The following is a 19,281-nucleotide window of genomic DNA, read 5'->3' as shown; positions in this document are numbered from 1 at the left end:
CCCCGGCGGCCATCGCCCTGTGGAAGGTGACCGGCGACGCGGAGGCGGTGCTCCCGGTAGTGCTGAGCGCGTGGACGGCCGTGCCCAGGAGCCGCCCCGCCACGGCGGCCTGTCTGGTCGAGATGGGATCGGCGGCCGCTCCAGCCCTCCCCCTCATACGTGAGGAGTTGGCGTCCGTCCGCCGCCACAACAACGACAACTCAACGGGGAACATGCGCTACGACGTGGCCTCGGACGAGGCGTTGTTGAGGGACTGCCGGACGGTCGTGGCCGCGCTCGGCGCCTGACGGCCGCCTCCGGGCCCGGCCGCGCTCGGACGGGCGGCTCTCCCGAGGAGCCGGCCGCGTTCTGTGGTCAGCCGCGCTCGTGCTTGGCGCGGCTCGGCTGCACCCGCTTCGGCTCGCCCGGCATCTTCGGGTACTCGGGCGGGTACGGCAGATCACCCAGGCCGTGGTCGTGCTCGTCGCGGCTGGCGAGTTCCAGCAGGGCTTCCAGGGAGAAGGCATGGTCGTCCATGTCGGCGTGCACATCGCCGAGTTCGGCGAAGCGCCGAGGCATCGTCCCCAGGTCGAAGTCGCGGGGCTGGGCGTCGTCCACCTCGTCCCAGCGCAGGGGCGCGGAGACGGGGGCGTGCGGGCGGGGGCGTACCGAGTAGGCGGAGGCGATGGTGCGGTCCCGCGCGGTCTGATTGTAGTCCACGAAGATCTTTTCGCCCCTTTCCTCCTTCCACCAGGCGGTGGTGACCTGATCGGGCATACGGCGCTCGAGTTCGCGCCCGACGGCGATGGCGGCCCGGCGCACCTGCGTGAAGGTCCAGCGCGGCTGGATCGGCACGAAGACGTGCAGGCCCCGGCCGCCGGACGTCTTCGGCCAGCCGCGCAGATCACCGTACTCGTGCAGCACCTCACGCAGTTCGTGAGCGGCGCGCACCGCGTCGGCGTAGTCCGTGCCGGGCTGTGGGTCGAGGTCGATCCTGAGTTCGTCGGGCCGGTCGACGTCGTCACGGCGGACCGGCCACGGGTGGAAGGTGAGTGTGCCGAACTGGGCGGCCCACAGGACGGCGGCGGGCTCGGTCGGGCACATCTCGTCCGCGCTGCGGCCGCTGGGGAAGGTGATGTGGGCGGTCGGGATCCAGTCGGGCATGTTCTTGGGGGCCCGCTTCTGGAAGAAGGACTCGCCCGTCACCCCGTCCGGGTAGCGCTCCAGGGTGGTGGGGCGGTTCCGCAGGGCGCGCAGGATTCCGTCGCCGACGGCGAGGTAGTACTGGGCGAGGTCCAGCTTCGTGAAGCCGCGCTCCGGGAAGAAGACCTTGCCCGGGCTGGACAGACGTACGGTCCTCCCGGCTGCCTCGAATTCCACCGCATCGCCCATGCGAGCCACGGTAGGCGCGAGGCGCACACCTCGCACACCGGGCGGGCGGCACTGTCACCGCGCAGAATCGGAGCATGGACCTGCCGGTGATGCCGCCCGTGAAGCCGATGCTCGCCAAGTCCGTGGCCAGGATCCCGCCTGACATGCACTACGAGGCGAAGTGGGACGGTTTCCGGGCGATCGTGTTCCGCGACGGTGCCGAGGTCGAGATCGGCAGTCGCACCGGGAAACCGTTGACCAGGTACTTTCCCGAGCTCGTCGAAGCGCTGCGGGAGCGGCTGCCGGAGCGTTGTGTGATGGACGGCGAGATCGTGATCGCGCGGGAAGGGCGGCTCGACTTCGACGCGCTCACGGAGCGGATCCACCCGGCGGACTCGCGGGTGCGGATGCTGGCCGAGAAGACTCCCGCCTCCTTCGTGGCCTTCGACCTGCTGGCGCTCGCCGACGAGTCGCTGCTCGACGTCCCGCTGGGCGATCGGCGCGCGCTGCTGGTGATGGCGCTGTCCGGAGTGACGGCGCCGGTCCATGTGGCCCCGGCGACCACGGACCGCGAGGTGGCGCTGCGATGGTTCGAGCAGTACGAGGGCGCGGGTCTCGACGGGGTGATCGCCAAACCGCTCACTCTGCCCTATCTCCAGGACGAGCGCGCCATGTTCAAGATCAAGCATGAACGGACGGCGGACGTCGTCGTCGCCGGTTACCGCTTCCACAAGAGCGGACCGATCGTCGGCTCGTTGCTGCTGGGTCTGTACGACGACCGGGGCACCCTTCAGCACGTGGGCGTGAGCGCCGCGTTCCCGATGAAGCGGCGCGCGGAGCTGGTGGAGGAGTTGGAGCCGCTGCGGATGGAGGATGTCGAGCAACACCCGTGGGCAGCCTGGGCGGACGAGGCGGCGCACGAGACGGCGCGGTTGCCGGGCGCACCCAGCAGATGGTCGTCGAAGAAGGACCTCTCCTGGGTGCCGGTGCGGCCCGAGCGGGTGGCCGAGGTGGCGTACGACCACATGGAGAACGGCGTGCGGTTCCGCCACACGGCCCGCTTCCGCCGCTGGCGCCTCGACCGCACGGCTGAGAGCTGCACATACGGCCAGTTGGAGGAACCGGTGGGGTACGACCTCGCGGAGATCTTCGGACCGCAGGACTGACCGCCGCCTTTCGGGCCGCCCTTCACGCCACCCCCCGAGGTTCACATGCAGCAACGCGCCCGGTTGATCGACTCGGCGGCGCACGTAATCAGAATCGAACGGGTATGGCCACCGATGAACCTATAAGCGCACAATCGATGGCACAGGACGGGGGCGCACGGTGGGCATGCGACAGCTGGCACGGATGCGGCGCGGCGCGATGACAGCTGCGCTGCTGGCCGCCGCGGTGACGGGCTCCCTGTTGACGGGCTGCACCGCGGGCGGTGGCGCGACCGACGACGGGCGCGGCCGGACACAGGGACCCACCGAAGGCAACGACGGCACAACGAAGAGCGGTTCGGTGCTCGCCGTGAAGATCGACAATGTGCGCGCGGCCCGCCCGCAGACCGGCCTGGACGCGGCCGATGTCGTGTACGCGGAGCAGGTCGAGGGCGGTCTCAGCCGGCTGATGGCGGTCTACGCGAGCCGGTTCCCAAAGGTTGTCGGGCCCGTGCGCAGTGCCCGCGAGTCGGACCTGGAGCTGTTGCGCCAGTTCGACGAGCCGACGCTCGCCTTCTCGGGCGCGCAGCACAAGTTGCTGCCGCTGATCGACAGGGCCCCGCTGCACGCGCAACCGCCGGAAAGTGTCTCCGGCGCCTACTACCGGGGTACGGACAAACCCGCGCCGCACAATCTCTATCTGCGTCCGCAGCGGCTGATGGGATCCGCGCCGGGCAGCGCAGCCCTCACCGCCGGGTTCCACTTCGGCCAGGCGCCCACGGGCGGCAGCCCGGAGACCTCACGCACCGTCCGCTTCCCGGCGGCCCGCTTCACCTTCACCTGGTCCGGCAGCCGGCAGCGCTGGCTGGTGAACATGGACGGGACGCCCACTGTGACGACCGACGGCAAGACGGTGGCCCCGGCCACGGTCGTGGTGCAGTACGTGAAGGTCCGCGCCTCCCAGTTCCACGACGTCCTGGGCAACAACACGCCGTACACGGAGACGGTGGGCTCGGGGAAGGCGAAGGTGCTGCGCGACGGCCGTGTCTTCGACGCGAACTGGGCGCGCCCCAGCGCGACGGACGGCACGGAGTTCACGACGACGGGCGGTGCGCCGATGAACTTCGCGCAGGGCCAGGTGTGGGTGGTCTTCGCGAAGGCGTGACCGTCCCCGCAAGCGGGAGGGCATGACCGTCCCCAGGTGACCGCCCCCGGAAGAATCGACCGGACGCGGGCTAGGAGCGGCGCCCCAAGCGGCGCTCGATCGCCGTCTCCGCCTCCTGGCGCGCGGCTGCGAACACGCGCCGTGCGTCGTCGGCCGAGTCGAGTCCGACTGCGGCCGCTATTGCCAGGACCCGCGTCTCCGACATGATCCGCCGGACAGGCCTAGGCCTTCGCGGAGGCCGCGGGCTCCGCCGGATTGCGGAGACCCTCCGCGGCGTCCGAGACCCGCTGGATGAGGTCGAAGAACATGGCCTGCTCCTCGGCGGAGAGCGGGGCCAGGAATACCTGGTTCATCCGGGCGGTGCGCACGGTCAGCTTGCGGTGCGTGCGCATCCCCTCGTCCGTGAGGCGCAGCAGGAAGCGGCGGCCGTCCTGCGGGTCGCGCACCTTGTCGAGCAGACCCCGACGGCTGAGCCGACTGATGACCTCGGCGATGGTGGACCGGTCGAGCCCCACCCGCTCCCCCACCGTGCGCTGGTCCAGGCCCGGCTCCGCGACGAGTGCGTTGAGGACCGCGAACTGCGGGGAGGTGATCTCCTCGGAGACCATGGTGTTCCACAGCAGGTAGTGGGCCTGCTGCAGTCGCCGGGCCAGGTGCCCGGGGTGGGTGGAGAGGTCCACCGCGGCCATATGCGCTCCTCGACTCAACTATTCGTTGGCGTACTGAACAATACCTCGGCGCGGCCTGACCCGTCTCGCCGTATGGCCGAGACTCTCACCTGCACATTCATTGAGGGGCTTGACGAGCCCGGGATCGGGTGGCAGCGTGTTTGAAACCTCGTAGAAATAATCAGTGCCCTGATTAATTGAGACGTTGGACGCTCGGGAGAGATGGGGCTTCACGGATGGACAAGGTGGTCGCCACGGCCCTGGAGGCAGTGGCCGATGTGCCGGACGGCGCGACACTCGCGGTCGGTGGATTCGGCCTGAGTGGTGTGCCGAATGTGCTGATCGAGGCGCTGTACGAGCGTGGCGTATCCGGCCTCGGTGTGGTCTCCAACAACTGCGGGGCCATGGAGTCCGGCCTCGCGATCCTGCTCGCGGCCGGGCGGATCGCCCGCGTCACCGGCTCGTACATCGGCGCGAACAAGGAGTTCGCACGGCAGTACCTGGCCGGTGAGCTGGAGGTGGAGATGATCCCGCAGGGCACGCTCGCCGAGCGGCTGCGCGCGGGCGGCGCCGGGATCCCCGCCTTCTACACCCCGGCCGGGGTCGGCACGCAGGTCGCGGACGGCGGACTGCCGTGGCGCTACGACGGCCAGGGCGGCGTCGCGCTGGCCTCCCCGCCGAAGGAGGTGCGCGAGTTCGACGGCACGGAATACGTGCTGGAGCACGGCATCCGCACCGACTTCGCCCTCGTACGGGCCGCCAAGGGCGACCGGCACGGCAACCTGGTCTTCAACAAGTCCACCCGGAACTTCAACCCGCTGGCGGCGATGGCCGGCCGGGTGACGATCGCCGAGGTGGAGGAGCTGGTGGAGCCGGGCGAGATCGACCCGGACGCGGTCCATCTGCCGGGCATCTTCGTGCAGCGCGTCGTCGCGCTCACCCCGGAGCAGGCCAGCGCCAAGATGATCGAGCAACGGACGGTTTCGGCGCCCGCGGCGAATGGAACGGTGAGCAAGTAATGGCCTGGAGCAGGCAGGAGATGGCCGCCCGCGCCGCGCGCGAGCTCGAGGACGGCCAGTATGTGAACCTGGGCATCGGCCTGCCGACGCTGATCCCCAACTATCTCCCCGACGGCGTCGAGGTGATCCTGGAGTCCGAGAACGGCATCCTGGGGACCGGTCCCTACCCGACCGAGGACCGGGTCGACCCGGATCTCATCAATGCGGGCAAGGAGACCGTGACGGTCCTGCCGGGGGCCTCGTACTTCGACTCGTCCCTGTCCTTCGGAATGATCCGCGGCGGGCACATCGACGTCGCCGTGCTCGGCGCGATGCAGGTGTCCGCGGGCGGTGACCTCGCCAACTGGGCGATCCCCGGCAAGATGATCACCGGGATAGGCGGCGCGATGGACCTGGTCCACGGCGCCCGCACGGTCATCGTCGTCATGACGCACACCGCCAAGGACGGCTCGGCGAAGATCCTCCAGGAGTGCGCGCTGCCGCTCACGGGCAAGTCGTGCGTGAACCGGATCATCACCGACCTCGGCGTGCTGGACGTCACCGCGGAGGGGCTGGTGCTCGTCGAGACCGCGCCGGGCGTCACCGTCGAGGAGATCGTGGCGAAGACCGCCGCGAAGATCCGCATTCCCGAGGAGACCTCATGAAGGACGTCTACATCGTCGATGCGGTCCGCACCCCCATCGGCAAGTACAACGGGTCACTGGCCGCCGTCCGCCCGGACGACCTCGCCGCCCACGCCATCCGTGAACTCCTCGCCCGTACACCGGATTTGGACCCGTCCCGGATCGAGGACGTGTACTTCGGCAACGCCAACGGGGCGGGCGAGGAGAACCGCAACGTCGGCCGCATGGCCGCCCTGCTCGCCGGTCTGCCCACCTCGGTGCCGGGCGTGACCGTCAACCGCCTGTGCGCCTCCGGGCTCGAAGCCGTCATCCAGGCCGCCCGGGCCATCGCGCTCGGCGACGCCTCCATCGCCCTGGCCGGTGGCGTCGAGTCGATGACCCGCGCCCCCTACGTGCTGCCCAAGAGCGAGAGGCCCTTCCCGGCCGGACACACCGAGCTGTACTCCACGACGCTGGGCTGGCGCATGGTCAACCGGGGGATGGACCCGCAGTGGACCATCCCGCTGGGCGAGTCGGCCGAACTCATCGCCGAGAAGCACAAGATCACACGTGAGCAGCAGGACGAGTTCGCCCTCGCCAGCCACCGCAAGGCGGCCCAGGCACAGGCGGACGGTCTGTTCGACGGCGAGATCGCCCCCGTATCCCTTCCGCGGCGCAAGGGCGAACCGGTCGTCTTCGGCGCCGACGAGTGTGTACGCGCCGAGGCGTCCCTGGAGGCCATGGCGAGGCTGAAGCCCTCCTTCCGCAAGGCGAGCGAAGCGAGATGGGGGTCCCCCCAGCCGAAGGCTGGGGGAGGCACGGTGACGGCGGGCAACGCCTCGCCCTTGAACGACGGCGCGGCCGCCCTGCTGCTGGTCGACGAGGAGGGCCTGAAGGCCACCGGGCGTGAGCCCCTCGCGCGCGTCAGCGCGACCGGCGTCTCCGCGATCGACCCGCAGTACTTCGGACTCGCCCCCGTCGAGGCCGTCCATCGCGCTCTCGCCAAGGCGGGCAAGGGATTTGACGACCTGTCGACGCTGGAGCTCAACGAGGCCTTCGCCGCGCAGGTCCTCGGGTGCCTGGCCGAATGGCCCGAGTTCGACCCGCAGATCCTCAACCCGCAGGGCGGCGCCATCGCCCTCGGTCACCCCCTCGGCGCGTCCGGCGCCCGGCTCGCCGGAACCGTCGCCCACCAACTCGCCCGCCAGGGCTCCGGAGTTGGTGTCGCCACCCTCTGCATCGGCGTGGGCCAGGGCCTCGCCCTCGTCCTCGAACGATAGGAAGTCGACCATGGCTCTCACTCAGTCGGACATCGACGTCGAGATCAAGGATCTCCAGGACGCGTACGACAAGGCGGTCGCCGGCGGCGCCCCGGTCCAGCACCACCCCTCGCGCGACTACCCCCCGTACCGCAGCTCCCTCCTGCGCCACCCCAAGCAGGCGCTGGTCGCCGTGAACGGCGGCGACCCTGAGACGGTCGAGCTGTCGGGTCCCGTCTTCGGTGTCACCGACATCACCGAGATCGACAACGACCTGACCCGCCGGCACCGGGGCGAACCGATCGGCGAGCGCATGACCGTCTCGGGCCGCCTCCTCGACCGCGACGGCCGTCCCGTACGCGGTCAGCTCGTCGAGATCTGGCAGGCCAACGCCGCCGGCCGCTACGCCCATCTGCGCGAACAGCACCCGGCGCCGCTCGACCCCAACTTCACCGGCGTGGGCCGCACGCTGACGGATGATCAGGGACGGTACACGTTCACGACCATCAAGCCGGGCCCGTACCCGTGGGGCAACCACACCAACGCGTGGCGGCCCGCGCACATCCACTTCTCGGTCTTCGGCACAGCGTTCACCCAGCGGCTCGTGACGCAGATGTACTTCCCGAGCGACCCGCTGTTCCCGTACGACCCGATCCTGCGGTCCGTGACGGACGAGGCGGCGCGCAGCCGTCTGATCGCCGGCTACCACCACGACCTCTCGCAGCCCGAGTTCTCGCTCGGCTACGAATGGGACATCGTCCTCGACGGTCCCTCCGCCACCTGGATCGAGGAAGGCCGTTGAGCATGACCGAGCGGTTGCTCCCCACCCCGTCCCACACCATCGGCCCCTTCTACGGCCATGCGCTGCCCTTTCCCGGCGGCGGCGACGTCGCGCCCCAGGGCCACCCCGACACGATCACCCTGCACGGATACGTGTTCGACGGCGCGGGCACGCCGATCCCCGACGCCCTGCTGGACTTCTGGCAGGCGGCGCCCGACGGCTCTCTGAAGGGCGCTCCCGGCTCGATGCGCCGCGACCCGTCGACGGGCGGTTTCCTCGGCCGCAACGGCATCGACTTCACGGGCTTCGGGCGGGTCGCCACGGACGCCGACGGGCACTACGCGCTGCGCACGCTGCCGCCGGGGAACGCCGGACTGCCGTACATCAGCGTCTGTGTCTTCGCCCGTGGTCTGACGCACCATCTCTTCACCCGCGCGTACCTCGCCGAAGGCGCCGACCCGCTGCTGGACTCGCTCCCGGCCGACCGGCGCGCCACGCTGATCGCGGCCGAGGGGGCGAACCGCACGTACCGTTTCGACATCCGCCTTCAGGGCGAAGGCGAAACGGTCTTCCTGGAGTTCCAGTGACAGCTGTCGACCCTGTCGATTCCGACGCCCTGCTCGCCCCCGGGTGGGCGGGCTGCCCGGCCGCGTCCGCGACGAGCGACACCGCGTATCTGCGGGCGCTGCTCGACGCGGAGGCCGCGCTGACCCGGGCCCAGGCATCGCTGGCGCTGGCCCCGGCTGAGGCCGCGTCGGCGGTGTCCTCGGCAGCCGACGCCACCGTCTTCGACTTCGCAGCGATCGCGCTGCGCGCGCGAAGCGGCGGCAATCCGGTGATCCCGCTGGTCGCGGACCTGACGGCCGCGGTCGGCACGGAGTTCGGCCCGTACGTCCACCGGGGCGCGACGAGCCAGGACATCATGGACTCGGCGACCATGCTGGTCGCCGCCCGCACGCTGGACCTCGTCCTGGGGGACCTCGGCCGCACGGAGCGGGCGCTGGCCCGGCTCGCCACGGAGCACCGGGACACGGTGATGCCGGGCCGGACGCTCACCCAGCACGCGGTGCCGACGACCTTCGGGCTCAAGGCGGCGGGTTGGCGGTCGCTGGTGCTGGATGCCCGGGACAGGGTGTCCGCCGTACGTGCCTCGCTGCCTGCCCAACTGGGCGGCGCCGCGGGGACGTTGGCCGCGTTCACGGTATTCGGCCCCGCTGGGCCTCGGGCCGGTGGCAGGCCGGCTCCCGCGGACACGCAGGCCGCCAGCGACGCATCCGCCCCCGCGGACACGCAGGCCCTGATCGCGGCGTATGCCCGTGAACTCGGGCTCGCCCCACCCGTGCTGCCCTGGCACACCCTCCGTACGCCGATCGCCGACCTGGCCGGAGCGCTGGCGTTCACCGCCGGAGCCCTGGGCAAGACCGCCGTCGACGTGCTCACCCTGACCCGTACCGAGATCGCCGAGGTCGCCGAGGGTTCCGGCGGCGGATCGTCCGCGATGCCGCACAAGGCCAACCCCGTGCGGGCCACCCTCGTCGCCGCCGCGGCCCGCCGGGCGCCACACCTCGCGGCGACGCTCTACGGGGCGATGGCGGCCGAGGACGAGCGTCCGGCCGGGGCCTGGCACGCCGAGTGGGAGCCCCTGCGGGATCTGCTCCGGCTGGTCGGCGGGGCAGCGCGCGATGCCGCCGAGCTGGCGGAGGGGCTCCGGGTGAACGCGGGCACCATGCGTGAACATCTCGGTCTCACCCACGGGTTGATCGTCTCCGAGCGGCTGGCCGCCGAGCTCGCTCCCGTGCTCGGGCGGGCCCGCGCCAAGGAGCTGCTGACGCGGGCCGCCCAGCGCGCCGTCACCGAGAACCGGCCCCTCGTGGAGGTGCTCGGCGAGGAGCCGGAGCTCAAGGAGCTCGACCTCGCGGACCTCACCGACCCCACCCGCTACACGGGCTCCGCGGGAGCCCTCACCGACCGTGCTCTGGAGCGACGTTGACCGACACACTGCTCAACCACCGCGCCGAAGGTCCCACCACCGCTCCCCCGCTGCTCCTCGGCCCCTCGCTCGGCACGTCGTACGCCCTGTGGAACAAGGTCGCGCCCGAACTGTCCGTCACCCATCGGGTGGTCCGCTGGGATCTGCCGGGTCACGGCGGTTCGGCCGCAGACCTGATCGGGCCCGGCGCGACCGTCGCCGACCTCGCCGGCCTGGTGCTCGCCCTCGCCGACTCGCTCGGCATCGACCGGTTCGCGTACGCGGGTGTCTCGCTCGGTGGCGCGGTCGGTCTGCAGCTGGCCGTGCACCACCCTGAGCGTCTGGAGAGCCTCGCCGTCATCTGCTCGTCGGCCCACTTCAACGGCTCCAAGCCGTGGGAGGAGCGCGCGCAGACCGTGCGCCGCGAGGGCCTCGCCGGGCTCGCCGAAACCGCGAATGCCCGCTGGTTCACGCCCGGCTTCACCGTGCCCGAGCTGGTGGAGGACCATCGCACCGCGGATCCCGAGGCGTACGCCGCCTGCTGTGACGCGCTCGCCGCCTTCGACATCCGGGAGCGGCTGTCGTCCCTCACCGTGCCGACCCTGCTCATCGCGGGCCGCGAGGATCCGGCGACGCCGCCCGCGCATCTGCGGGAGATCGCGGACGCGGTGCCCGGCGCCTCGCTCACGGAGATCGCGGGCGCCTCGCATCTGGCGCCTGCGGAGCGCCCGGAGGCTGTGCTCGCCGCGCTGCGCGGGCACTTCGACGGGTATGCGCTGCGGGGCATGGAGGTGCGCCGTCAGGTCCTCGGGGACGAGCACGTGGACCGCGCGCAGGCACGGCAGACGCCCTTCACCGCTCGCTTCCAGGACTTCATCTCGCGCTATGCGTGGGGCGAGATCTGGACGGATCCGACGCTGACGCGCCGTGAGCGCAGCATGATCACGCTGACCGCTCTGGTGGCGCACGGCCACTACGACGAGCTGGCCATGCACGTCCGAGCGGCGCGGCGCAACGGCCTCACGCCCGAGGAGATCGGCGCGGTGCTGCTGCAGACGGCCGTGTACTGCGGTGTTCCGGCGGCGAACTCGGCGTTCGCGGTGGCGCAACGGGTGCTGGCGGAGGAAGACAAGAGCGGTGGGTGACCCTGCTGGTCGTAGCTTCAACGGCACCTCGTGCATGCCTGAGCACCGTGCCTAGGGTGGAGGCATGTCCACTGTTCTGATCACCGGTGCCACCTCAGGGCTCGGCAGGTACGTCGCCTTCGAGCTGGTCCGCTCCGGATATGTCGTCCTCGCGCACGGGCGCGACCGCGCACGGACCGAGTCGCTCGTCACGGATCTGCGGGCCGAGGGTGGCGAGTCCCACGGGTACGTCGCCGATCTGGCTTCGCTCGCGCAGGTGCGGCGACTGGGCGAGGAGGTCGCCGCCGCGCACCCCCGTCTCGACGTGCTGATCAACAATGCGGGGGTCGGCGCCGGCCCGCACGGTGCGGGCCGTGAGGTGAGCGCCGACGGTCACGAGCTGCGGCTCGCGGTGAACTATCTCGCGCCGGTCGCCCTCACCCGCGCGCTGCTGCCCACGCTCCGCGCGAGCGCCCCGTCCCGCGTCGTCAATGTCGGCTCGGTCGGCCAGGAGCCGCTGGACTTCGACGACCCGGAACTCACCCGGGGCTACACGGGGGTATCGGCGTACTGCCGCAGCAAGTTCGCGCTGGCGACGCACACGTTCGCGCTGAGCGAGGAGGTGGCGGGCAGCGGCGTCTCGGTGAATGTCCTGCACCCCGCGACCTACATGGACACAGCGATGGTCCGCGATGCCGGAGTGGTCCCCTGGTCCACCGTCGCCGACGGTGCGGCGGGTGTACTCCGCCTGGTCACAAGGGAGTTGGGCACCGGCGGGTACTTCGACGGCACGAACCCCTCGCGGGCACACGCGCACACGTACGACCGCGAGGTGTGGAAGCGGCTGGAGGCGACCACGGATCAGCTGCTCGGCAGCTGAAGCCCGGCTGCCGGACTGACACCCCGCCGCTGCCGGACTAGAGGCTCGCCAGCGCCTCCCCAGCCTTCGCCACCAACCCGTCCGCCCCGCACGAACGCGCCAGCGTCAGCCCCTTGTTGAGCTCCGCCACCGAGCGGGCGGCGATGCCGTACTCGACGCGGGCCGCCGCGTGTTCGTACTGGCAGGGCGAGGCTTCCAGGTAGGTGACCGCCTGGGCGGCCAGCCGTACCGCGCGCTGGCCCGATTCGAGGGCCGCGGCGCAGCGGAGCGCCTCGCCGATGGCCGTGTCTGTGCCGAAGCGCTCGGCCTGGCGGCGGGCGTCGGCGGCCAGGGCGGCGGCACGCGTCGGGTCCTCGGTGGCGAGGGCCCGGGCGAGGTCGACCGCCCAGGGGGCGAGCACCGTGTTGTGGTGACCGCGCGCGGCGGCGGCCTTCTCGGCTGCCTCCAGTTCGTTGATGCCGTCCTTGGTGCGGCCGGCGGCGAGCAGCAGACGGCCGCGCACGGAGCGGGTGTCCGGGAGCACGATCGTGGACGGGTACGGAGGTGCGAAGCCGTAGCGTTCGGCGATCTCCGCGGCCTCGTGGACATGGCCGCGGGCGAGCAGTGTGTCGATGAGTCCGCAGGTCGCGGACCAGTACAGGGGCAGCCCGCGGCCCACCCGTTCGGCGAGGCGGAGCGATTCGCGCTGGTAGTGCTCCGCGTCGGCGAGGCGGCCTCGTCTGCGGTGCGCGAGGCCGAGGTAGGCGTTGGCCAGGGAGAGGTGGCCGCCGCTCCAGCCGGCCTTCACATAGGCGTGCAGGGCCTCGCTGAACAGGCTTTCGGCCCGGTCGAGCCGGTCGGCGTAGGCGTACGCGCTGCCGAGCATCAGAAGCAGTTCGACGCCCCACTCGGTGTCGGTCCAGCCGAGTCCGGGTGCGAGGCGGCCGTTGACGAGGGCGCGGTCGCAGAGTTCCACGACCTCTTCGGCGTTCTCGCCGCGCGTCATCGCGTCGAAGCCGCGCAGTATGAGCAGCGCGCGCTCGGAGTTGTCCCGCCCGGTGCAGGTCCTGACGAGTTCGGCGAGACCGAGGGAGTGTCCCGAGGCGCGCTCCTCGCCGGCGTGGATGCCCTCCCACATGTAGTGCACGGCCTGCAGCCGCATGCGGGCGGGGCCCGGTTCGAGCCGGGCGACCTCCTCGTCGACCGTGCGGACGGCCTCGTCCAACTGGTTGTTGTGGAGCAGCGCCTGGGAGAGCCGGAAGACGGCGTCCACGCGCATGGCGTCCTCGAGGCCCGGCCTTTCGAGGGCGGCGCGCAGATGGCCGATGGTCGTGGAGGGCGCGGTCAGGAGCGTGGCACAGCCCAGTTCGTAGAGCACGCGGGCGTGCACGTCGGGCAGCGGGGGCTCGGCCAGGGCGCGCTCCAGGCAGCGCCTGGCCGCGTCGGGCGCGCCGACGGCGAGGTGTTCCCTGGCGGCCTCACGCATCTGCTCGACGAGTTCGGGGTCGTCGTCCGGGTGGACTTCGAGAAGATGGCGGGACGCCGCGGCCGCGCCGCGCCCGGACTCGGTGACCGCCCAGGCGGCCTGGCCGTGCATCGCGGTGCGCAGGGCGTCCGGGATCGAGCGGTAGACCGCGGTCGCGATGAGCGGGTGCACGAACTCCAGCTCGTTCTCAGCGACTTGACCGTTCGTCGGCTCGGGCCTGGTCAGGATGCGGGCGGCGCCGAGGAGTTCCGCGCAGCGCAGGGCCTCGTCGCTCTGCATTCCGGCGAGTTGGGCGGCGAGGTCGAGGGAGATCGCGGTGCCGAGGATCGCGGCCGCCCAGGCGAACCGCGTGGCGTCGATGCCGAGTCCTTCGAGGCGGGCGACGAGTCCGCGGCCGCGGGCCGAGCGGTTCAGGTCGCGCAGTTCGGCGGCCGATCCCTCGGCCGGCTCCATCTGGCTGTCCTGCACCTTGGCGAGCAGTTCGACCGTCTCGTACGGATTGCCGCCGGTGACCGCCCACACCTCGCGGCAGAACGGCGCGTCGGCGTGCTCCCCGAGCGTGGCGCGGGTCAGTCCTTCGGCCGCGGCCGGGGTCAGCGCGCTCAAGGTGGCGACCGGTCGGGCCGCGGCGGCGACCACGTCGAGCAGCCGGGCGCTCTCGCCGCTGACACCGCCGGGACGGCGGGCGACCACGACGAGAACGGACAGGTCCTCGAGCCGCTCGGCGAACGCGGCGAGCCAGCGCAGTGTCTCCTGGTCGGCCCAGTGGGCGTCGTCGATGAGCAGCACGAGCGGCCATTCGCGCTTGGCGAGCCGCCGCACCGCCGCGACCAGGCCGTCGCACACACCTTGCGGGTCGGGCTGACGTTCGCCCGGCTCCGCTATGCCAAGGGCGGGCCCTGCGATGTCGTACCAGTCGCCCAGGTATTCGCGCGCCTCTTCCGGCATCAGCGAGACGAGGGCCGGCTGCAGCAACTGCCGTACGACATTGAAGGGGACGGATGTGACGGTCTCGCCGCCGCGTGCCGACCACACCGCACAGCCGCTGCTCTCCGCGATCCGGCGCGCCTCGGCCAGGAGCGCGGTCTTGCCGAGGCCCGCCTCGCCGCTGAGCACCAGCAGGCTCCCCGAGGTGGCGGCGTCCGCGCGCAGCGCGGCGATCGCCTGTTCGAGTGTGGCGACTTCCTCATCGCGCTCCCACAGGGAAGCCGAGGCGCCCCCTCCGGGCCGTGCCTCCGTCATCCCGCTACCTCCCCAGGTCGCCCAAACGACGTACTGATAACGAGCCTAGCCGCATGGAAGCCCCGGTGGAGGCGGGCCCGGGCACGTGTTGCCGAGACGAGTGACAGGCGTGCCCCGGAGGCGACGCGAGAGGCCGTCGACCAGCCCGTGTGAAAGTTATTGACAGTCAACAACCCGCGAACTGAAGCTAATTTTCCCACATCAGTCTCCGTCGGGGGCCGGTCCGACCCGGGCTCCGGCATGCCCCTGGAGGAACCGGCATGAGCGCCCCCGCGCACGACTCGGACCTGCGCGCCGCCCGGTCCGCGCACTCCCGTAGAGCCCTGTTCGCGGGCTCCGTGGGCAACTTCATCGAGTGGTACGAGTTCGGCGTCTACGGCTATTTCGCGACGATCATCGCGGCGCGCTTCTTCACACCGGAGGGCGGCAGCGAGGTCGAGGCCCTGGTGAAGACCTACGCATCCTTCGCACTGGCGTTCTTCTTCCGGCCCGTCGGCGCCGCGCTGTTCGGACGGCTCGGCGACAGGGTCGGGCGACGCCCGGTGCTGATCCTGGTGATCGCCCTGATGACGGCCGCAACGACCCTGATCGGCGTGCTGCCCACCTACGCCGCGGTCGGCGCCCTCGCCCCGTGGCTGCTCACGTTCCTCCGGGTGCTCCAAGGACTGTCCGCGGGCGGGGAGTTCGGGGGCGCGGTCTCGGTGATGACGGAGTTCTCACCGCCGGGCAGACGGGGGCTGTACGGGTCGTGGCAATCCTTCACTGTCGCGCTCGGGCTCCTCGCCGGTGCGGGCGTCGCGGCGCTGCTGGCTACGGTGCTCACCTCCCGCGAGCTCGAGGACTGGGGCTGGCGGCTGCCCTTCCTGCTGACGCTGCCGCTCGGCCTCGGGGCGCTCCGGCTGCGGCTGAGACTGGACGAGACACCGTCCTTCGAGCGGGAGCGGCAACGGGAGCGCCCGCCCGGCTCCCAGGTGGCCAGGGCGATCGCGCTCGGGGCCGGACGCATCATGGGCTGGGCGGCGGCCGGTTACACCTTCCTGGTCGTGCTCCCCTCGTACCTGCAGAGCACCCTGAACGCGACCTTCCAGCAGGCACTGCTCGCCACGGTCCTCGCCAACCTCGGCTTCGCGGCCACGATCGTCCCGGCGGGATGGCTCAGCGACCGGATCGGGCGGCGCCCGGTGATGCTCACGGGGGCCGTTCTGGTCACCGTGCTGGCGATCCCGCTGCTCAACCTCCTTCAGCACAGCGGGACATCGAACGCGGTGAAGGGTGTCGCCGTGTTCGTGGCGGGTGCCGTGGTGGGTCTGATGGCGGGGCCCGGTCCGGCGATGCTCTCCGAGATGTTCCCGACGAGCGTGCGCTACACCGGTCTGGGACTCGCCTACGCCCTGTCCAATGCGGTGTTTTCCGGGTGCGCGGGGCTCATCATCACGGAGACCATCAAACGGACGGGGAGCGTGGACATCCCCGCGTACTACGCGGCGGCGACCTGCGCGGTGAGCGTGCTCGCGCTCGCCACGCTCCGCACGGGGAAAGGGAGTTGATCACGTGCGGGTGATCGGCCTGATGTCCGGCACATCGTACGACGCGATCGACGCGGCGGCCGCCGAGCTGACCCTCGACGGGGACAGCCTCGTCATGCGGCCGCTCGGGCTCGTCAGCGAGGCGTACGACGAGGAACTGCGCGACGCGCTCGCCGCGGCGCTGCCTCCGGCCCCCACCAGCCTGGCCGAGGTGTGCCGCCTGGACACCCTCATCGGACAGGCCTTCGCGGCGGCAGCCGTCCGAGCCAACCATGAACTGTGCCACGGCGGAGGTGAGTTGATCGCCTCGCACGGCCAGACCGTCTACCACTGGGCGGCCCACGGCCAGGTGCACGGAACCCTCCAGCTCGGACAGCCCGCCTGGATCGCCGAGGCGACCGGGCTGCCCGTGGTCGCCGACTTCCGCCCGCGTGACATCGCCGCGGGCGGCCAGGGCGCGCCGCTGGTGAGCCTGGTCGACCTGCTGTGGCTGCGCGGCCGCCCGGGAACGCCGGTGGCCCTGAACCTCGGCGGCATCGCCAACCTCACCGCGCCGGACGGCACCGCCTTCGACACCGGGCCCGCGTGCGCCCTGGTCGACGCCGCGGCACGGGGGCTGAGCGGCGGACGCCTCGACTACGACGTGGACGGCGCCCTCGCCGCCCGCGGCACCGTCCACGAGCCGCTGCTCCGGCGGCTGCTCGCCGAGCCGTACTACGCGCTGCCCGCGCCCAAGACGACCGGCAAGGAGCTGTTCCATCTCGGCTATCTGAGGGACGCGTTGGCGGGTTTCGGGACACTCACCGCCGAGGACGTCATCGCGACCCTCACCCGGCTCACCGCCCGGACGGTCGCGGACGCCGTGCGCGCGGTGCGGGCCACGGAGGTGATCGCCTCCGGCGGCGGCACCCGCAATCCCGTACTCATGGCGATGCTGGGCGAGGAACTCCCCGGGGTGGTGCTGCGCACCTCCGACGACCTGGGACTGCCGTCGGCCGCCAAGGAGGCGTACGCCTTCGCCGTACTGGGTTTTCTGACGCTGCACGGGCTCGCGGGCACCGATCCGGCGAGCACCGGGGCCCGGCATCCCAGCGTGCTCGGGTCGATCACCCCGGGCAGGGAAGGGCTGCGGCTGCCGCCCCGGGCGGACCGTACACCTCTACGGCTGATCGTGAAGTGACTGCTGCCGGGCCCCTCTCATCCGCCTTTCACCCAGGGCTCATACGGTGGGCACCATGACGCAGGTGACTCCCCCCGGCTGGTATCCCGACCCCGGGCAGACAGATGACGCTCCCGCCACCGAGCGCTGGTGGAACGGTAAGGCATGGACGGACCAGACCCGCCCCGTCGGGTCGGCCGCCGCATGGGGTCCCCCGGCGCACCCGCCGGCCGCCGGACCGTATCCGGCCCTCGCCCCGGGTTCGCCGCGGCGCGGGCTGCGCCTGGGCATAGCGGTCGCCGCGGCGATCGCGGTCCTCGCGGGCATCGGAGGCGGGGTGTACGCGCTGACCAAGGACGACGGCAACAGCGGCAACAGCGCGAACTCCCAGGGGCCCGGCGGGCAGGGCGGCCCCGGGGGTGGACAGGGTGGCACGGGCGCGCCCTGGGGCGGCGAGTCGGGGGGACCCGGCGGCGCTCCCGGCGACTCCGGCGGTTCGGGCGGCCAGACACCGGCGCCCGGTCAGTCGGGGCAGCCGCAGACCGAGGACGGCTACGTCACGGACGCGTACAACGGCATCAGCATCCCGGTGCCCGACGGCTGGACAGGCCAGAGCGGAACAGGCAGCGCCGCGATCTCCACCAAGGACACCTACAAGTGCCCAGGCGACACCTCGCAGAACTGCCAGCGGGGCGGCGCGTACTCGGCTCCCGCACTGGCGCAGAAACTGAAGTCGACCACGGCGGAGGCGGCGGCCAAGGAGGACATCTCCAAGAACGCCAAGGAGTCGTACGGCAAGGGCTACGGCACGATCACCTCGCACACGGAGCTCGCCTCGAAGGCGGTCACGGTGGCCGGCGAGAAGGGCTATCTGGTCCGCTGGAAGGTCGTGACGAGCAAGGGTGACGACGGCTATGTCGAGTCGCTCGTCTTCCCCTCCCCCGCCGACTCCAAATCGCTCGTCGTCGTCCGCTTCGGCGTCGACGTCAGCTCCAAGGCGCCCGAGCAGTCGGTGATCGACACGATCACCGACGGCATCAAGGTGGCGTCCGGGGCCGGCGGCGACGGACAGAACGTCTAGCGGGAAAGAATTCGGCCGGGTGGGGCGCCCCTCCGCTCAAGGGGAACCCCACCCGGCCGGGGGGTGCGCGCCGCCCCCGTCCCCACGGTGCGGCGCGATACAGGCCGACGTCCGGTCATCCCGCGGACGGCGACCTGAGTCTCAGGTCAGGCCCAGGGCCGGCAGCACGACCGCCTCCACGAATTGTGAGAGATACTCCGAATCCGCGTACTTGCCTTCCAGAACGGGGCGTACGCGCACGACGCCGAACAGCTGTGCCGGGATGAACTCCAGCGCCGGGTGGTCGGCGTCGATCTCCCCGCGGTCGACCGCGCGGGCGATCATCGCCCTGACCGCTGCGATCTCAGGCTCGACGAGCGCGTCGCGCAACGCCTCCTGCAGCTCCCTGTCCTGCATCACGGCATGGCCGAGCGCCTGGAGCAGCTGGGTGTCGCGGCCCGACCAGTCGCCCGCGGCCCGCGCGGCCACGCGCAGGTCCCCGGCGAGCGAGCCGGTGTCGATCCCCCTGAACCGCGGACAGCGGTTGGCGCGCAGCGCGGCGGCCACGAACTGGGGCTTCGTCTTCCACTGCCGGTAGAGCGTGGACTTGCTGCAGCGGGTACTCGCCGCCACACCCTCCATGGTCAGCGCCTCATAGCCGCATTCGCGGATCTGGTCGAGCACGGCGTCGTAGAACTCCTGCTCACGCTCGGGCGTGATCTTGGAGCGGCGCGAGGCGACGACCGTCTCCGGTCCGTCCGCAGCCTGCGACGTCATGGCTCTTCTCCTCGCTGAATCCGGCTCGGGTCGTGATCCGCGGTGTTCCGCTTCACACAGTCTAATCGATACGTCAGTGTACCGGTACGG

19 protein-coding genes are annotated in these 19,281 nt (G+C 71.5%); 14 read left to right on the top strand and 5 right to left on the bottom strand.

The genetic code is table 11. The features are described 5' to 3' along the window. Positions 1 to 26 precede the first annotated feature (26 nt). The gene (locus tag ACIBK0_RS44895) at positions 27 to 287 is read left to right on the top strand and encodes a hypothetical protein (RefSeq protein ID WP_399094024.1); all 261 of its coding nucleotides are present in this window, start codon (positions 27 to 29) and stop codon (positions 285 to 287) included. A 67-nt stretch (positions 288 to 354) separates the two neighbouring features. Here the strand turns inward: ACIBK0_RS44895 and ligD are convergent, their stop codons facing one another. Then, on the bottom strand, positions 355 to 1,371 hold the full coding sequence (ligD, locus tag ACIBK0_RS44890; RefSeq protein WP_399094021.1) for a non-homologous end-joining DNA ligase: 1,017 nt from the start codon (positions 1,369 to 1,371) through the stop codon (positions 355 to 357). A gap of 74 nt (positions 1,372 to 1,445) precedes the next feature. Here ligD and ACIBK0_RS44885 point away from each other — a divergent pair, with 74 nt between their 5' ends. Together ACIBK0_RS44885 and ACIBK0_RS44880 are read left to right on the top strand one after the other, a co-directional pair. After that, entirely contained in the window at positions 1,446 to 2,516 is a 1,071-nt protein-coding gene (locus tag ACIBK0_RS44885) for an ATP-dependent DNA ligase (RefSeq protein WP_399094018.1), read from the top strand. A 166-nt stretch (positions 2,517 to 2,682) separates the two neighbouring features. Beyond that, entirely contained in the window at positions 2,683 to 3,660 is a 978-nt protein-coding gene (locus ACIBK0_RS44880; RefSeq protein WP_399094015.1) for a DUF3048 domain-containing protein, read from the top strand. Between the two features lie 70 nt (positions 3,661 to 3,730). Here ACIBK0_RS44880 and ACIBK0_RS44875 read toward each other — a convergent pair whose 3' ends face one another. Further along, entirely contained in the window at positions 3,731 to 3,865 is a 135-nt protein-coding gene (locus tag ACIBK0_RS44875; protein ID WP_399094012.1) for a hypothetical protein, read from the bottom strand. A 16-nt stretch (positions 3,866 to 3,881) separates the two neighbouring features. Next, on the bottom strand, positions 3,882 to 4,349 hold the full coding sequence (locus ACIBK0_RS44870) for a MarR family winged helix-turn-helix transcriptional regulator (protein ID WP_399094009.1): 468 nt from the start codon (positions 4,347 to 4,349) through the stop codon (positions 3,882 to 3,884). 215 nt (positions 4,350 to 4,564) lie between these two features. Here ACIBK0_RS44870 and ACIBK0_RS44865 point away from each other — a divergent pair, with 215 nt between their 5' ends. From ACIBK0_RS44865 to ACIBK0_RS44830, 8 genes are all read left to right on the top strand, one after another. Beyond that, entirely contained in the window at positions 4,565 to 5,347 is a 783-nt protein-coding gene (locus ACIBK0_RS44865; protein WP_399094006.1) for a CoA transferase subunit A, read from the top strand. Next, the gene (locus ACIBK0_RS44860) at positions 5,347 to 5,991 is read left to right on the top strand and encodes a CoA transferase subunit B (RefSeq protein ID WP_399094003.1); all 645 of its coding nucleotides are present in this window, start codon (positions 5,347 to 5,349) and stop codon (positions 5,989 to 5,991) included. Before ACIBK0_RS44865 ends, ACIBK0_RS44860 begins: the two co-directional genes overlap by 1 nt. Then, on the top strand, positions 5,988 to 7,229 hold the full coding sequence (locus ACIBK0_RS44855) for a thiolase family protein (RefSeq protein WP_399094000.1): 1,242 nt from the start codon (positions 5,988 to 5,990) through the stop codon (positions 7,227 to 7,229). Before ACIBK0_RS44860 ends, ACIBK0_RS44855 begins: the two co-directional genes overlap by 4 nt. 10 nt (positions 7,230 to 7,239) lie before the next feature. Beyond that, complete coding sequence (pcaH, locus tag ACIBK0_RS44850; RefSeq protein ID WP_399093997.1) at positions 7,240 to 8,010, top strand: protocatechuate 3,4-dioxygenase subunit beta; 771 nt, start codon at positions 7,240 to 7,242, stop codon at positions 8,008 to 8,010. Positions 8,011 to 8,012: 2 nt separating this feature from the next. Then, positions 8,013 to 8,576: a protocatechuate 3,4-dioxygenase subunit alpha gene (pcaG, locus tag ACIBK0_RS44845; protein WP_399093994.1), complete on the top strand. Its 564-nt coding sequence runs from the start codon at positions 8,013 to 8,015 to the stop codon at positions 8,574 to 8,576. Then, a complete protein-coding gene (pcaB, locus tag ACIBK0_RS44840; RefSeq protein ID WP_399093992.1) occupies positions 8,573 to 9,979 on the top strand; it encodes a 3-carboxy-cis,cis-muconate cycloisomerase in 1,407 nt (468 codons plus the stop codon). The genes pcaG and pcaB overlap by 4 nt, the downstream gene beginning before the upstream one ends. Next, positions 9,976 to 11,103 (top strand): 3-oxoadipate enol-lactonase, encoded by a 1,128-nt coding sequence (pcaD, locus tag ACIBK0_RS44835; protein ID WP_399093989.1) that lies wholly within the window; start codon positions 9,976 to 9,978, stop codon positions 11,101 to 11,103. Before pcaB ends, pcaD begins: the two co-directional genes overlap by 4 nt. A 64-nt stretch (positions 11,104 to 11,167) precedes the next feature. Then, on the top strand, positions 11,168 to 11,962 hold the full coding sequence (locus ACIBK0_RS44830) for an SDR family NAD(P)-dependent oxidoreductase (RefSeq protein ID WP_399093987.1): 795 nt from the start codon (positions 11,168 to 11,170) through the stop codon (positions 11,960 to 11,962). Positions 11,963 to 11,999: 37 nt separating this feature from the next. On the opposite strand, the gene ACIBK0_RS44825 is transcribed toward ACIBK0_RS44830, so the two are convergent. Further along, complete coding sequence (locus ACIBK0_RS44825; RefSeq protein WP_399093984.1) at positions 12,000 to 14,669, bottom strand: ATP-binding protein; 2,670 nt, start codon at positions 14,667 to 14,669, stop codon at positions 12,000 to 12,002. Between the two features lie 260 nt (positions 14,670 to 14,929). Between ACIBK0_RS44825 and ACIBK0_RS44820 the strand changes: the two genes are divergently transcribed. Genes ACIBK0_RS44820 through ACIBK0_RS44810 form a run of 3 tightly spaced genes read left to right on the top strand, consistent with a single transcriptional unit; the run spans position 14,930 to position 18,435 of the window. Next, positions 14,930 to 16,216, top strand: coding sequence for an MFS transporter (locus ACIBK0_RS44820; RefSeq protein WP_399093981.1), 1,287 nt, complete (start codon positions 14,930 to 14,932; stop codon positions 16,214 to 16,216). Positions 16,217 to 16,220: 4 nt separating this feature from the next. Further along, positions 16,221 to 17,375, top strand: a complete 1,155-nt coding sequence (locus ACIBK0_RS44815; RefSeq protein WP_399093979.1) for an anhydro-N-acetylmuramic acid kinase — start codon at positions 16,221 to 16,223, stop codon at positions 17,373 to 17,375. Between the two features lie 55 nt (positions 17,376 to 17,430). After that, on the top strand, positions 17,431 to 18,435 hold the full coding sequence (locus ACIBK0_RS44810) for a DUF2510 domain-containing protein (protein WP_399093976.1): 1,005 nt from the start codon (positions 17,431 to 17,433) through the stop codon (positions 18,433 to 18,435). A 141-nt stretch (positions 18,436 to 18,576) separates the two neighbouring features. Here ACIBK0_RS44810 and ACIBK0_RS44805 read toward each other — a convergent pair whose 3' ends face one another. Then, positions 18,577 to 19,191 (bottom strand): TetR/AcrR family transcriptional regulator C-terminal ligand-binding domain-containing protein, encoded by a 615-nt coding sequence (locus ACIBK0_RS44805; RefSeq protein WP_399093973.1) that lies wholly within the window; start codon positions 19,189 to 19,191, stop codon positions 18,577 to 18,579. Positions 19,192 to 19,281 lie beyond the last annotated feature (90 nt).

Origin of the sequence: Streptomyces sp. NPDC050564, from assembly GCF_044457265.1 — a bacterium.
Classification (GTDB): Bacteria; Actinomycetota; Actinomycetes; order Streptomycetales; family Streptomycetaceae; genus Streptomyces.
Note: the sequence above shows the minus strand (reverse complement) of the source record. Positions and strands in the feature narration are given on the sequence as shown.